This window comes from Sphingobacterium sp. WM, from assembly GCF_029542465.1.
GTDB lineage: Bacteria > Bacteroidota > Bacteroidia > Sphingobacteriales > Sphingobacteriaceae > Sphingobacterium > Sphingobacterium cellulitidis.
In genome coordinates, this window is sequence record NZ_CP120709.1 from 1928472 (window position 1) to 1942597 (window position 14126).

The following is a 14126-nucleotide window of genomic DNA, read 5'->3' on the forward strand; positions in this document are numbered from 1 at the left end:
ATGAAAGCACATTTATTACCCGCACTTAAAATGACCGTATTGACATTCGTTTTATTTGCAATAGTATATCCGTTTGTAGTTTGGGCAATTGCTCAATTAAGTCCTAATCAAGGCAAAGGTTTTGTGATCGAGGCAAATGGTAAAACATATTATAAAAACATTGGTCAGAAGTTTACTGATGATAAGTATTTCTGGTCAAGACCGTCCGCAGTAGAATATGATGCTGCCGGATCGGGTGCTAGCAACAACGCAGGTTCAAACCCTGAATATATACAGGAAGTGGAGGGCAGGATCACTCATTTTTTGTCCCAAAATCCCAAAGTGAATAGAGAGCAAATTCCGACAGAAATCGTTACAGCAAGCGGAAGTGGTCTTGACCCCCATCTTTCTGTTAATGCCTTGGAAATTCAGGTTCCTCGCATTGCACAATTAAGAGGTTTAGAGGAGCCTGAATTAATTGATTTAATCACTGAACATACTGAACAGCCGCTTTGGGGAATGTTCGGTCCTAAAAAGGTAAATGTTCTTGAGTTGAACTTAGCATTAGATGCCTTAGCAACTGAGAAAGGAGTACAAAATGCTCAATAAAATCTTGTGTTCTGCATCCATATTCCTTGGATTAGGAACCGTAGATGCTCAGGAATTAACTGATTCATTGAAATCAAATTTGACAATCTCGGGTTATATCGAATCCTATTATACCTTGGATCTCAATAAACCTGAAGATCATAAAAGACCAGCTTTTATCTATAGCCATAATAGAAGTAATGAATTGTCCGTGAATCTGGCAATGATAAAAGCGGCCTATGAAGGTGACCGTGTTCGAAGCAATCTGGCAATTGCTGTTGGTAGTTATATGAACGCTAATTATTCTGCCGAAGAAGGAGTATGGAAGAATGTTTATGAAGCCAATGTTGGTTATAAACTTTCAGCGAACCATAATGTGTGGATTGACGCCGGTGTATTACCATCACATATAGGTGGTGAAAGCGCAATTGGAATTGATAACATCAGTCTAACTAGAAGTATAGCAGCTGAGAATTCCCCATATTTTGAAGCGGGAGCTCGCTTATCCTATACGACAGATGATTCCAAACTTTACTTAGCAGCCGTTGCGTTAAATGGATGGCAAAGAATTCAATTACCAAACACGAGCACGGGTCCTTCATTTGGTCACCAAATTCAATATAAACCAATAGAATCGGTGCTGTTGAATAGTAGTTCCTATGTTGGAGATGAAGGTAAGGACAGCCTTCGCTTCTTTCATGACCTTTATGTGCAGGTTGCGGTGAATAGCAAAATGAATATTCTGGCAAACTGGGATTACGGAGTCCAAAAACAACCGTTGATCTCGGAAACTTATAAATGGTGGAATGCTGGTATTCAAGCAAACTATGCATTGTCTTCAAAGGTAAAAATGAATGCCCGCTTAGAATATTTCAATGATAAGGATGGTGTAGTTTTCGGTAGATTTGAGGATAAAGGCACAACGATCCTTGGCTATTCCGCAGGATTTGATGTTGACTTGTATAAAGGTTTGATTTGGAGGACAGAAGTCAGAAACTTAGACGCTTCTGAAAATATTTTCGCCAATCACCAAGCCGAGTATAAAGGTAATACCACGACGGTCAGTACGGCTTTAGGTTGGCGATTTTAATAAGTATTGTGAATAATGGAAGAACAACGTAAATCAGCCGAACATTTCCTGGAACTAATCAAACAGTCCAGGAGAGGCAAGTTTAAGATCTATTTAGGGATGTGTGCCGGGGTTGGAAAAACCTACAGAATGCTGCAAGAATCTCATAATTTATTGCGAAATGGCATCGACGTACAAATTGCATATGTAGAAACCCACAATAGAGAAGAAACATTGGCTTTGTTGGCTGGTTTACCTCTTCTTCCACGAAAAAAAATATATTACAAAGGCAATGAGCTGGAGGACCTGGATGTAGATCTAGTTCTTCAAAATCACCCTGAAGTAGTCGTGGTAGATGAATTAGCACATACCAATGTGCCAGGAAGTAAAAATGAAAAGCGTTGGCAAGACGTGATGGAATTGTTGGACGCGGGAATAAATGTTATTTCTGCTGTAAATATCCAACATCTTGAAGGTCTGCAAGCCGAAGTTGGAGACCTGCTCTCGGTTCCGGTTTATGAAAGAATTCCCGATCGTGTCATTCAATCGGCAGATGAAATAGTCTTTGTAGATATCTCTGTGGAGGATCTGCTAGGTCGTTTGAAAGAAGGGAAAATATATTCGAAAGATAAGATCGATACGGCGCTCAAGAATTTCTTTCAATCCGAACAATTGTTATTGCTTCGAGAACTTGCATTAAAGGAGGTGGCTGTCCATGCCATCAAAAAACATGAGAAAGAAAAGAAACCTGATTCAAAACGAAAAGCCGAAAGATTTATGGTATGTGTTGGATCTGATGAGAAAAAAGCTAAAAACTTAATTCGTCGTACAGCCAGGCTCGCCAATTTTTATCAGGCAGACTGGTTTGTCTTATATATTCAAACACCAAAAGAAAGTACAAACAAAATACCCTTAGATAAACAACGATATCTAATTAATAATTTTAAATTGGCAACAGAATTGGGCGGACAGGTAATTCAAGTCCAGGGGAAGGATGTCCCAGCAAATATTGTAGATCAAGTCCTCCGAATGGAAATTACCACCCTCTGTATAGGTAGGCCGTATTGGCCGTTTTTAAGAATCTTATGGTCCATGGGGATTTTTAGAAGGTTATTGAAAAAATTGGAAAAGATTCAAGTTGACTTAATTATTCTGTCATGAAAATTAAAGCTAAACTCTATTTAGGAATAGGATTTTTATTTCTAATGATCCTTATTCTGGCTGCGGTAAGTACTTTATTCGTCAGCTCATTGAAAAAGGATACTGAAAATGTATTATCTGCAAATTATAACTCCGTTGAATATGCGCGAAACATGTTGCACGCTTCTGATGAGATCCATCTCAATAAAGAGGCTATCGCTCAATTGGAGAACAACTTCGCAAAACAACAATTGAATGTAACGGAACAAGGTGAAAAAGAAATCACGGCTCGTCTAGCAGATCAATTGAATAAACTGAAAGCTAATCCTGAGGATGTACAAGTTGGCAAGGATTTTCGAGCTGACTTAGTCAAATTGATGACCGTCAATATGGATGCTATTGTCATGAAAAGTGATCATGCGAAAGAAACCGCTAGCAATGCTTTTGTTTTGATATCTGTAATCGGAGCATTATGCTTCCTGATAGGATTTGTTTTGTTTATTAATCTTCCAAGTAATATCGCAAACCCAATTAAAAAGTTGAGCGAAAGCATCAAAGAGATCTCACGGCAAAACTATACGCACAGAGTTTATTTTGATGGAGAAAGTGAGTTTGCAGAATTAGCAGCATCCTATAATACCATGGCAGAAAAACTTCAGGAATATTCCAATAGTAAACTTGATCAAATTCTTGAAGAAAAGAAAAGAGTGGAAACACTGGTGAATAGTATGCATGATCCTGTTATTGGACTTGATGAAAATAGAAAGATTATTTTTATCAATGATGAATGCTTACAGGTCTCTGGATTAAAACGAAAAGACTTGTTGCATAATAATATTGATGAATTAATAAATCATAATGATTTGGTAAGGAATCTTATTGATCAAAATAACAGAGAGTCTACTATGAAGATCTTTGCCGATAATAAGGAAAGTTATTTTGAAAAAGAAGTGATCCCTATGGAAATTACGCCAACAGGAGAGCTAAAAAGTCAAAAAATAGGAGAGGTCATCGTTCTGAAAAACATAACGACATTTAAAGAATTAGATGTAGCGAAAACCAATTTTATAGCGACTGTTTCTCATGAGTTGAGGACGCCGATTGCTTCTATTCAACTGAGTTCTGAATTATTGAAACATCCTAGAACCGGAAGCCTCACTGATGAACAAAAGACCTTGTTGGAAGGGATAGAAGAGGATAGTTTAAGATTATTGAGAATTACTAGTGAATTATTGAATGTTTCTCAGGTAGAGACTGGAAATATTAAACTGTATTCGCAGATATCGGATCCATTGCCTATTATCCAATATGCATTAAATGCAACTAGAATGCAGGCTGAACAAAAGCATATTGAAATTTCAACGGATATTGATGAAAATATCGCCAAGATTTTTGTGGATGAAGAAAAGACAGCTTGGGTGTTGACCAACTTTATTACCAATGCTATCCGTTATTCTCCAGTCAATAGCAAAATCATGGTTTCCCTGAAAAAAGAAAATAACCATTTACTCTTTTCAGTGAAAGATCATGGTAAAGGAATTGATGCAGCCTATAAAAACAAGGTGTTTGATCGTTATTTCCAAATTCCTGGCAGTGTTCGGACAGGCACAGGATTGGGTTTATCCATTTCTAAGGATTTCATAGAAAACCAAGGGGGTAAAATCGGCGTTGATTCTGAATTAGGAGTGGGTAGTACCTTCTATTTTAGATTACCAATGGTAACAACTTAGTCAATGATATAAGTTTCAAAATGTGTGACATATTCCTCAAACTCCAATAGATATTGCTTGTCTTCCTTGTAATATCTGGCTTTTTCAAAACTCTCTCCAGCAAACTCTTGAATGCTCGATACAGAATCCCATTCAGTGATGGTCATAAAATGGCAGATATCATGATCTATGCGTCGAAGAACTTTGCAGGAGAGATTTCCTTTTATGCTTTTATAATCCTTGATCCCCGTGTCAAACAGATAGTTTAAATAGGTGTCAGCATCTTCCTTTCGCGTAATTCCATGCCATATTCGAGTAATGATCTTCATATTGTTTTCCTTTCATTGCTTGTTGTTAAATTGATTTGTACCCCTAATTTACTGAATATTAGAGTTTCCCTGTTTAATTAAACCCTATTTTATTAGTTTTTGTTTTTATTAAGCATTTCCGAGTTTTTTCAGGATTCTGGTCTATCCTAAACTTTAAATAAGCTAATAATTCATCCTTAACGATTAAGCTTTTCCCTTATCATTTTTTATTAATCAATATTAGCGTGTCCGAAAAAGCATTTTTGACCATGAGTATTAGACATTCTTCCTTTTAAGATATATTGTTAAATAATTATTAATGTATTATTGAATTAATACGAATATTTGTTGTTTAAAAATTATTCCCTAAAACTTATATAGCTAAAATTATACTAATAATCTTGTTTAATTATTAATAGTTAAACGAAATTCATTTGATGTAAATAGATTACTACATAATCTAAATTATTAAATCATATGAATATTATAAAGAACTGCTTAACATACTTTTGTGAAGAATATTATATTTATTTAATAGTATTTAAATGGTTTATTAATAATTAAAACTAATTGCTGTCTGCTCATTGCTTTACATTTTGGACAAGATCAGGCAACGGTTGAAAAGGAGGTTAACAAATTTCTTCGCAAAACTTTTGAAAATATTATGGAAAAGAAAGTATTAGGAAAATACGTGTCGCCTAAACTGGTGATACAAAAAATTGAATTAGAACATGGCATTCTTGCGTCTTCTGCCTGTTTCACTCCAGGTAATGGAACCGAAGGGAATTATACCCCTGAAATAGATCCTTGGACAGATACAAGAAATAACCAAGAAATTGATTTATAGAATTTAGGAAAATTAAAAATGAAATTAAATCTAAAATTGACGAACAATAGACTCTTTAAACTTGCTGTTTTTGGAGTGATTTCAATTGGTTTTTTCAATAGTTGTGATCGGGATTCGCAAATTCAAAATGACCCTTTGCCAGAGGTTGATGCCCAACTTACTTTTACAGTGGATGGGATTGTAGATGAGGTGGAAATTAACTCAAATGATGGAAAAGCATCTGCTGCTCATACTTCTCGGTCGGCGGCATCTACGGATGGCATAATAGAGTCTAAGGATGTTTCTTATGAAGCCTTTGATGCCATCGTCAGACTACAGAATGATCCTATTGATCCAAAGTCTAAAAGAGTTTCAAATGGTCAATCCTCCAAAGCATCTAATGCTGGATCAAAGGCAGTAGCTATGGCTCCAAGGATTAAATATAGATTGCTCCTTTATAAGGACGGTGCTCTTGTAAATTCTGTTCATGCTGAATCTGGAGTAGCAACCCATGTGGAAGTAAATAAGAATATCGATTACCAATGGTATGCGTATTCTTATAATACCGAAGATTTTATCCCTGATGTGACTAGCACGACAAATCCAGTAGTGGAATCGTCTATCGATAAACCTTTGTTATATGCCAGCGGAACCGTGAGAGTAACTGGTACGGGCTATGTAGATAAACCAATGTTATTGCAATTTGGCCATCGTACTTCTAGAATTGGTGCTGAGATTAGTGCTAGAGGGATGTTCGCAGGACTTGAATCTATCACTGCTACTTTCGCAGGTACGGATTATGTGAAAAAAGGAACATTAGATTTGTTGACAGGTCAATATATTTCCACCACAGCGGTAAATGTAGGAAACTTGAACTTTAAACAATTGAGTCCAGAAACTAAAGATACCATCAAAGTAGCATATTATTATACTGCAGCACAAACTGCAATTGCTCCAATGAAAGTCAATGTATCCACTTTTACAGTGAAATTAGATAAAGGAAGCACTCGTACTTTTGGTACTCCAATATCTTATTCCATGAACATGAATAACTTGGCTTGGGGTAATAGGGTGACTTCTGCATTGGATCTGATAGAATCGGCTTTGACTGTGCAGGGGGTAAGATGGTCTCGGGCTCTCCTGTATTTTAGTTATGCAGATAAGGCCTATCGTTTTAGACACCTTATTGGTGTAAATGACTATCCGGTAAGTCCTGAAGAGTACTGGGATTATAAATCGCCATTTCCTCCAGGTCCACTTAATACTCAGGATCCTTGTACAAGGGTTTACCCATTAAATAAATGGCGGATGCCAACAGAAGCGGAAGCAAGTGATTTGGTTGATTTAAAAGGAAGCAGCCGACAAATCTATAATGATTATATCGAATACAATGCAACTGGAACGGCGGCTCCTTATCCAAGTAATAAGCTGAGAATTATTCAAAGAGGTTTTATGACCCCTATTGTAAATATTGTTGCAGATCAAGGAATCAATGCTTATTTCTGGACAGATGACCCTGGTACATTTTTAGGAGGTTTGTTAGGTGGTGTTGAAAGTTACATGTTTAGTGATTTTAGGAATGTTAATCCATTTATCTTTGATTTTGTTTGGATGCACGGTTTTCAATCAACGGTCGGTGGTCTTGAGAATGTTCGTTGTGTCAGAAAATAGATGATAATAATAATAAATTCGGAGGGCTGTCAACAAATACAGCCCTTTATTATTCGCTGATTAATGGGTTATAACTTTCTCGTTTCCCTAATATTAAGCACCTGTAGATGATAATTTACAAATAATATTAATATTAAACTAAACTTAGCGTTAAATATAAATGCTATGAGTAAATTCGTATCATAGAATGATAAGTTTCTTTCTTTTAAAACCTCGTTTTTGTAGGTATTTTAAATAAGTGATGAAAATATATAAAATATATATATTTTAATTTTAATTAATAGTATAAATTAGTGGTCTCGCTAAATTTGCTCCTGATGAAAATGAACGTATATTCGTAATGTTGTTCAGAGAGAAAATTAAATTTAAGGTCACACTAACTATTGATTTTCAAGTATAATTAAAATAAGTGTTTTGGTTATTATCATCCTCAAACACAGATACATTCAGAAGCGATAATAAAAGGAAGAGCAAAAATTTATTATAAAAATGTTATTTAATAAATTCTTCTTTTTAATCATAAAACAACATTAATGAAAAAGTTAAGTAGTATAGTTTTAGCAACAATGTTTGCTATGGTAGGTTTCGCGAAGGAACCAGTTAAAGGCGATCCTTGGAAAACAAATTTTATGGCTAATAAAGCCTTCCAAGAAAGCTATGATTTGAACCATTGGTTTGTTGGTGCAAATGTAGGCGCACAAATATATTTTGGAGACCATGACAAACAATTGAGTGTGGGAAAAAGAATTACTCCTCAATTTGAAGTGTATGCTGGTAAATGGTTGGATGAAAAATTTGGTGTAAGATTAGGTGTAAATGGTATTAACTATAAAGGCCTAACTCAAACCCAAATGTACAGCACTGGAAAAGTTTTCCACGCTGGTCAGGGCTTAGAGTACCAAGACTTTAAATACATTAATGTTCATGCTGACTTTATGTTCAACTGGACTAACGATGCATTAGGTTATGATCCTCAACGCATGTACAATTTAATCCCTTATGTGGGTATCGGGTTCGGCGCAGTTCTTTCTGATCCAGGATCTGTAAAGTTTAGTCCAAACTTAGGTCTGTTGCAATCATTCCGTCTGACGGACGCTCTTGATTTGACACTTGACATTCGTGGTAACTTATATGGTGACGAATTTGATGGTGAAGCAGGAGGAAGAAATTTTGAAGGGGCAGTATCTACATCAGTAGGTGTGAAATATACCCTTAATAGATAAGCTTAGATTCACTAACTATTAATAAATTAGCCTTGATCTCGCCCGATATCAAGGCTTCTTTTTTTTTAATCCCTAAAATCATACCTTGGTACTTTATTAATTACTAATTTTAGTTAATTCTTATATATGAGTATGAAAAAAATATGGACAGTATGTGTGCTTCTTAGTTTATTCCTCACATATTCCTGTGATCAGAACAAAAAATCAGATAATTCAAGTACTAATGATATTAACGAGCTCAATGCTGCTGGACCTTACACGCCGCCAAAAGCTCCTGAGAATATTCAAGGCGAAGAAGCTAAAATTACTTATGTGTTCAACCACTTCTGGGATGACTTTAATTTTAGAGATACCGTAAAGGTCTTTGATCCTAATTATGGGGAACAAGCTGTCGTAGATTATATTGGTCATTTCCCACTTGTAAAACCAGATACCCTGAAGGAAGGAATTGAAAGCTTATTTAATGAAGCTAAAATCGATGCTCCGGTATTTGATTTTTTTAAATACCAATTTGATAACTATTTGTCCAATCCCAATTCCCCAATGCGGAATGACTTGTATTACGAATACTTCTTGGAATACTTGATTGGATCAGGAAAGTTGTCCCCGGAGAATAAAATAAAATATGAATCATTGCTCCCGATTCTTAGAAAAAATAAACCTGGAACAATGGCAACTGATTTTTCCTTTATCACTGCAGATGGTAAAAAATCTACTTTGTATGATGTCAAAGCTCCATTTACTTTGCTGATGTTTTATGAACCCGGATGTAGTAGCTGTGAAGAAGCCATTTCTCAAATTAATACCAACCCCGGCTTTAATTCGGTGATTGGAAAAGGTGCCTTGAAAATTCTAGCCGTTTACCCTGATGGAAATGAAGATATTTGGAAATCTTACCAGAATAATATTCCTTCCAATTGGATTAATGGATTAGATCCCGATCAAACCGTGGTAACTAAAGGATTATATATGATAAAAGCGACTCCAACAATTTACTTGTTATCTGAAAATAAAAAGGTAATCTTGAAAGACTCGAACTTAAATCAAATCATGCAATTCTTTCAGAATATTTAAATAATTAGGAAATGGAAAAAGCCATCTAAGAATATAATCTTAGATGGCTTTTTTTATGCTTAAACCAAACCATTCGGTAATTGTAGACAATTTGTAGATGTTGATTTTTAGGCTGTATACGCTTTGTCCTGTCTAATATTTCTGCTTTAATCCAGTTCTCCTCACCTTTATGAAATAGAATATAACTTAAACAAAATCTATGATGAAAAAACATTTCAATTTAATTTTGCTGTTCTTAGGGATTGTCCTTATTTCAGCATGTTCAGGAGAAAAAGGTGATGTAAGTAAAGATCCTAAGTATGCAGATATTGCCAACAATATCTTTATTACTCAACAGCCTTTATTTTATTATAATTATACCCATTCTGAAGGAGGTAAATCTGGATATTTTCTATCCGCAGAGGCCAATATGCCGAATGCTGAATTGAAAGCCGAAATCCCTGTTGGTAGTCATGTCAAAGTATCAAAAGTAATTGAGGTCCCACAAAAAGACGGGTCGGTACAAGTGATGTTGAAAGGTGATGTGTTTGGACCTTCTCGCGAAGCATTGAAATATATGGCCATGTATGAAGACATAAAACCGGCTTTAAAAACTAATGAATAGCAGTGGTAACTCTTATTTCAATGCTGGATTGACCTGCATATAGGATTTTAAAAACAGTTATGAAAGCGCCATTTTGTAACTGTTTTTGAGCTTTTGGATATTTTTTTGATGTAGGGCAAATAAAACTTTGCTAACAATCATAAAATAAAATGCAAAGTAGATACTTTATAATCTCTATTTTCAGAATTTTTAGTTTAGAGTTATCTTCATTGGGGCGGCTATTTTACTCAACGCGTACTACTCTAAAACCGATATAACTACTCCTCTCTGTGGGACTACCAATAAAACGATGCGTTGTGCTAAAGAACCCTGCGCTATGGTAAAACCAACTTGCTCCACGAAGTACATAAGAATTGCCAGAAGCAGGACCTAATGGTGAGACCGATGGACTTGAAGCATAATATTTCGAACTATACCAATCAGAACACCATTCCAATACATTACCACTCATATCATAGAGTCCCAATTCATTCGGCTGTTTAGTTCCTACGGGATTTGTTTTAAAGCTGGAATTTCTACTATGCCAAGCTATATCATTTAGGTTGTTGCTTCCGCTATACTTAAACCCTTTACTTTGATTTCCTCCACGAGCAGCATACTCCCATTCAGCTTCGGTTGACAATCTCCATATCCCACCTAATTCTCTACCCAACCACTTTGCGTAAGAAACAGCATCATTCCAAGTCACATAAACCATAGGATGGTTATCATGCCATCCCCAGTCTGGTGTTGATATCGGCATCTTTTTTCCAGTAACCTCGCAATAATATTTATACTGACCTACAGTTACCGGGTATTTTCCAATACTAAAAGTACTTAACGTAACAGCATGTACAGGTTTTTCATCTTTTCTATTTTTACTGCCCATATTAAATGTCCCCCCTTGAACAAGTACCATATTGGCTGCAACTGATTTCAGCATTTCTTCTTTTTTCCGCTTTTTTATTTCAGCTTCCTTTCTGGCTAATTCTTCTTTTATCAATATACCTTTTAAAGCCAAAATCGATTTTGGATATTTTTGATAAAACTCATAAGGTTTTAATGATTCATAATCTCTCCATTGGTTTACCATATCAGTTCGTGTTACTAAGCCTTTATTTACTTTTAGTTCTGTAATAATATGATATAATTCAAACAACATTTTAGCACAATCAGTCTCAGAATTTGTATAAAAATCAAGCGCGGATAATTTTAAAAGTTGATTTTCTTTACCTCCATAAATTTGCTCAGTAATTGAATTATGGGCAAAAGTAACATGAACAATGTTATCCGTATTAGCTAAACCTATTACTTTACTAAAATCTATGTCTTCGGCAATATGAAGATACTCAATTCCATTTACAGTATGTCGCCACGACCAAGAGGCTAATTGATCAGAATAATTAATTGTAACATTATCTTTTGCATAAACTCTTTTGTTTTGCCCATTGGCTTTGTATTGCAAATCTGAAATAATTTTCGATTGCTTCTCAAACCATTCATAAGGAATCGGTTCTTTTTGAGCCATTGCCATGTTGGCAATAGCCAGAAATAATATAATTAGTGTCTTTGATTTCATAATTGATTGAATTAAAGAGTTTAATGGTTTTATGAATACTACTAGGATCTAAGAAAAATCTATTTTTATATCTCCCCCCAAAAAAATAATTGGTAAATCTTCAAAATATTTTATCATCACCTTTAGCTTGTGGAGATTCATATTAAATCCTACCTCTCAATGCCATCATTTCTTCCTTGGAACTTTCAAACAACGGTTTATCAATGAGGTATTGCAACATTTGTTTTATATTGAGATGTGTAAATAAAACTTTGCACTAACCCAAACCATTCCTGAAAGCAGAACGGCTAAGTTGGTTGTTAATATTGTTCTCATAATTTTATGTTTTTAGGTGCTTTTAGTATTAATAATATTGAATGAAATATCCACTGTTTTTTTCCAATATCTTTAACCTAAGGTCTGTGGCTATAAGTTTTCCTTTTGCTACTTGCAACTCTCTATCACGTGTTGGAGGCACAACCAATGTTACTCTTATATATTGCTCATCAGAGCTTTCATTTTTACTTTTTGCTGCTCTTTCTCTTTCCTCTTCTTCTTTTATTCTTTTTCTTTTCGTTTCCTGTATTTCATAAAGTTGATTATGTACCGACAATATTTCTTCTTTTGAGGTATAAAAGTTGGCTGACGGAATATTGGAACTCGATAACCCTTTGCTTGAAACATTATAAAAAGATTCGTCAATAATTTCAAACTTGATAATATTCTTTTCTTGGTCGAAAGTCACTTTATCAAACCATTCTTCGCCATCTACCAAAAGAGTTGTTCCGTACATATCGTATAGTTTTTCTTTCGAACCATTTTTGGCCACAAAATAATTCATCCCTATTATCTTTCTGAGCTGTACTGGAAGGTTGTCATTGGGTTTTCTCCAAAGAAAGTCACCGTTATACTTCACCCCAAAATATTCTTTATCGTTGTAAGCTTCCAACCCTTCTATTTCCTCCACACTTTCAACTCCTCTCACATTAGCAAGCTCTTTATATCGGCTTTGAATTTCATTCGCTCTTCGCTTCGCCACCTCAGATTCTTGTCTTATGCGTGCAGCACTTTCTTCTTTTCTTAATTTTTCTGCCGCTTCATAGGCTATACGTTCTTTCTCTTTTCTTTCTCTTTCTTCAGCTTCTGCTTTTTCTTTTCTCACCCGTTCTGCGGCTTCTGCTTTTTGCTTGGCTATCAGTACATCATTTCGCCGTTTGTCCTCGGCTAGTTTGGCTATCCGTTCTTTTTCTTTTTTATCCTCGCATACGTTACAAACTTCGTAGGTATTTACTCGAGCGCTGTGTGCAACATCAGGCCCTTTTTGATAATATTTACAACCTAAAGCTTTTACATTGTGCGATTGTGCAAAAGAAGAACTAAATAATCCTGTAAATAAAAACAAGATTACTATCAATCCTAATTTTGGAATTGTTTTCATAATTAAATTTTTTAACATAATTGGTTCTAACAAATTTAATTTTAATATTTTAGGATTGAAATAGCTACATATAGTCCAATTTGGGGTTATTTCAAACCTAAGTATTATGGATAAAATAAATAAACTACGCAGTATTTGGGATAGAATACCAAAGGCTGTAACCGAGCAAATTGACCTTTCACAAAAAGAACTTATTAACCGTTATATGGATGTTTTTCATTTTGGGGAATATTTTTATGTAATTTTTAATACCCGTACTACAGAAATGGAATATATAAGCCAATATGTAGAAAATATATTGGGATATTCCCATGAAGATTTTTGTTTACAGCTGCTGATTGATAATTTACACCCTGAAGATTTACCTTATTATTACCATTATGAGCAGAGTGCGGTACGCTTCTTTTCAAGATTAGAAGATGATTTGTTTTTCAAATACAAATTTGCATACGATTATCGTTTGAAAACAAAGGAAGGTTCTTATAAAAGGGTACAACAACAGATTGTGCCAATCTATTATTTTCCAGAGGGAGGCGTAAGGACCTTAGTTGTTTTTACAGATTTAACTCACCTTAATATCACAGGTGTCCCCAAGCTTTCTTTTATAGGTATGGAAGGCGCACCATCTTATTACAATGTTCATCAACAGGATGAGTTTTTGAAATCGCTAAATATTTTTACCAAAAAAGAACAAGAAATTTTAGGATTAGTAGTACAAGGATTAACTAGTCAAGCCATCGCCCAAAAGATGAACAGAAGTATCTTCACCATCAGAAATCACCGAAAACGTATCTTAGAAAAATCAGGATGTGATAATGTTCAAGAGCTTTTAGTGAAAGCGGTACGTGAAGGATGGGTTTAAAGATCTTAAATATTAAAATTATGATTCCTGCTTTTCAATATAATTTCTCTGTTTTTCTTCTATTTACATTTTTTTAAAACTTACATTTGTGTCGTTAA

Annotated in this window: 13 protein-coding genes; 10 read left to right on the forward strand and 3 right to left on the reverse strand. The window is 34.9% G+C overall.

All coding sequences use genetic code 11. The features are described 5' to 3' along the window. From kdpC to PZ892_RS08200, 4 genes are read left to right on the forward strand one after another with little or no spacing between them, the layout of a single operon-like run. The gene (gene kdpC / locus PZ892_RS08185) at positions 1-588 is read left to right on the forward strand and encodes a potassium-transporting ATPase subunit KdpC (protein WP_277712738.1); all 588 of its coding nucleotides are present in this window, start codon (positions 1-3) and stop codon (positions 586-588) included. After that, the gene (locus PZ892_RS08190; protein ID WP_277712739.1) at positions 578-1657 is read left to right on the forward strand and encodes a porin; all 1080 of its coding nucleotides are present in this window, start codon (positions 578-580) and stop codon (positions 1655-1657) included. Before kdpC ends, PZ892_RS08190 begins: the two co-directional genes overlap by 11 nt. A gap of 15 nt (positions 1658-1672) precedes the next feature. Continuing rightward, on the forward strand, positions 1673-2797 hold the full coding sequence (locus tag PZ892_RS08195; protein ID WP_094257980.1) for a histidine kinase: 1125 nt from the start codon (positions 1673-1675) through the stop codon (positions 2795-2797). After that, complete coding sequence (locus tag PZ892_RS08200; protein WP_277712740.1) at positions 2794-4506, forward strand: ATP-binding protein; 1713 nt, start codon at positions 2794-2796, stop codon at positions 4504-4506. Before PZ892_RS08195 ends, PZ892_RS08200 begins: the two co-directional genes overlap by 4 nt. On the opposite strand, the gene PZ892_RS08205 is transcribed toward PZ892_RS08200, so the two are convergent. After that, the gene (locus PZ892_RS08205; RefSeq protein ID WP_218824023.1) at positions 4503-4814 is read right to left on the reverse strand and encodes a hypothetical protein; all 312 of its coding nucleotides are present in this window, start codon (positions 4812-4814) and stop codon (positions 4503-4505) included. The two genes, PZ892_RS08200 and PZ892_RS08205, sit on opposite strands and share 4 nt — an antisense overlap. A gap of 643 nt (positions 4815-5457) precedes the next feature. Between PZ892_RS08205 and PZ892_RS08210 the strand changes: the two genes are divergently transcribed. The 5 genes from PZ892_RS08210 to PZ892_RS08230 all read left to right on the forward strand — a co-directional run bounded on the left by PZ892_RS08210 (position 5458) and on the right by PZ892_RS08230 (position 10191). Continuing rightward, the gene (locus PZ892_RS08210; protein ID WP_094257978.1) at positions 5458-5640 is read left to right on the forward strand and encodes a hypothetical protein; all 183 of its coding nucleotides are present in this window, start codon (positions 5458-5460) and stop codon (positions 5638-5640) included. Positions 5641-5658: 18 nt separating this feature from the next. Continuing rightward, positions 5659-7290, forward strand: coding sequence for a hypothetical protein (locus tag PZ892_RS08215; RefSeq protein WP_277712741.1), 1632 nt, complete (start codon positions 5659-5661; stop codon positions 7288-7290). 533 nt (positions 7291-7823) lie between these two features. Next, positions 7824-8513: a hypothetical protein gene (locus tag PZ892_RS08220; RefSeq protein ID WP_277712742.1), complete on the forward strand. Its 690-nt coding sequence runs from the start codon at positions 7824-7826 to the stop codon at positions 8511-8513. Positions 8514-8645: 132 nt separating this feature from the next. Further along, entirely contained in the window at positions 8646-9587 is a 942-nt protein-coding gene (locus PZ892_RS08225; RefSeq protein WP_277712743.1) for a DUF5106 domain-containing protein, read from the forward strand. Between the two features lie 199 nt (positions 9588-9786). Beyond that, entirely contained in the window at positions 9787-10191 is a 405-nt protein-coding gene (locus tag PZ892_RS08230) for a hypothetical protein (RefSeq protein ID WP_277712744.1), read from the forward strand. Positions 10192-10414: 223 nt separating this feature from the next. On the opposite strand, the gene PZ892_RS08235 is transcribed toward PZ892_RS08230, so the two are convergent. Then, positions 10415-11749, reverse strand: a complete 1335-nt coding sequence (locus PZ892_RS08235; protein ID WP_277712745.1) for a formylglycine-generating enzyme family protein — start codon at positions 11747-11749, stop codon at positions 10415-10417. Between the two features lie 343 nt (positions 11750-12092). Further along, entirely contained in the window at positions 12093-13166 is a 1074-nt protein-coding gene (locus PZ892_RS08240; protein ID WP_277712746.1) for a hypothetical protein, read from the reverse strand. 106 nt (positions 13167-13272) lie between these two features. Between PZ892_RS08240 and PZ892_RS08245 the strand changes: the two genes are divergently transcribed. Continuing rightward, positions 13273-14028, forward strand: coding sequence for a LuxR C-terminal-related transcriptional regulator (locus tag PZ892_RS08245; protein ID WP_277712747.1), 756 nt, complete (start codon positions 13273-13275; stop codon positions 14026-14028). The last annotated feature ends 98 nt before the right edge of the window (positions 14029-14126 follow it).